This window comes from Rhodopirellula maiorica SM1, assembly GCF_000346295.1.
Lineage (GTDB): Bacteria > Planctomycetota > Planctomycetia > Pirellulales > Pirellulaceae > Novipirellula > Novipirellula maiorica.
In genome coordinates this window covers 1-1,368 of record NZ_ANOG01000983.1, presented here as the reverse complement: position 1 = coordinate 1,368, position 1,368 = coordinate 1, and the positions used below count along the sequence as shown (strand labels likewise).

Genomic DNA, 1,368 nt, shown 5'->3' with positions numbered 1-1,368 from the left:
CTGTTTGACTCTCCTGAGGCGTCTTCGATTCCACCGCCGGCACGATTGGCAGTATTTCCAGTGATACTCGCACCGCTGATCGTGATCGTTCCATCGGTGGCATTAAAAATCCCACCGCCGCTGCCGCTGGTTCCGTCGGCAACGTTGTTACTGATCGTGGTCGAGCTGCCTGTGATGGTGAGGGTGCCACCGTTGTTAAAGATTCCGCCGCCACCATCGTCGGCGGCATCGCCTGATGCGGTGTTGCCATTGATGGTGGTGTTATCGATCGTCATCGTGCCAGATCCATTCCACAAACCACCGCCTTCGAGTGCTGCAAAGTTGCCTAAAACGGTTCCGCCGGTGATCGTGACATTGGCGGCGCCCGTGACATGCAGTCCGCCGCCGTTTCCGGGGTTGGCAAAGCCGGTTGGACCGGTGGCGTTCCCCGACAGCGTTGTATTGGTCACCTCGAGCGACCCGAGGATAATTTCGATCCCACCGCCCGCGCGATGAGACGCGTTTTGATCGATCAGCGTCCCCGTGATAGTCACGTCGCCATCGACGCTCAAGACACCACCTCCGCTGCCGCTAGTACCATCGGCAAAGTTCTGTTCGATCGAACCGCCGCTGATCGAAAGTGTACCGCCGTCATTAAAAATTCCGCCGCCACCCTGGTCGGCATCATCGCCGCTGGCCGAATTCAATTCGACCGTGACATTCGATAGCGTCAACGTTCCGCTGGCACTGTTCCACAATCCGCCACCTTCGGCCGCGGCTGTATTTCCGGAAACCGTTCCACCGCTGATCGTGACATCGCCGGCGCCGCTGATATGCAGTCCACCGCCGTTACCAGGGTTGGCTACGGCGCCGTTGCCAATGCCGGCGGCATTGCCACTTAAATCCACGTCGGTCAAGTCAATACCACCATCGATTCCCGAGGCGTCTTCGATTCCGCCGCCGGCACGATTGGCAGTATTTCCAGCGATACTCACACCACTGATTGTGATCGTTCCGTCGGTGGCATTGAAAATCCCGCCGCCGCTGCCGCTGGTTCCGTCAGCGACGTTGTTGCTGATCGTGGTTGAGCTGCCTGTGATTACGACGTCGCCACCGTTGTTAAAGATGCCGCCGCCACCATCGTCGGCCGCATCGCCTGATGCGGTGTTGCCGTCAATGGTGGTGCCGTTGATCGTCATCGTGCCGGATCCGTTCCACAGACCGCCGCCTTCGAGTGCCGCGGAGTTGCCTGAAACGGTTCCGCCGGTGATCGTGACGTCGCCAGCACCGGTGACATGTAGCCCGCCGCCGTTGCCGGGGGAACTCGTTTCAATTGTCACTCCCGCGACGTTGTTGTTGAGTGCCGCATTGGTAAGCGTGATCCCAATG

General features: G+C 59.4%; 1 protein-coding gene. It reads right to left on the bottom strand.

Going from position 1 to position 1,368, the window contains the following annotated elements:
• A partial coding sequence (locus tag RMSM_RS41505) for a beta strand repeat-containing protein (RefSeq protein WP_040770588.1) occupies positions 1–1,368 on the bottom strand: 1,368 nt, incomplete at both ends.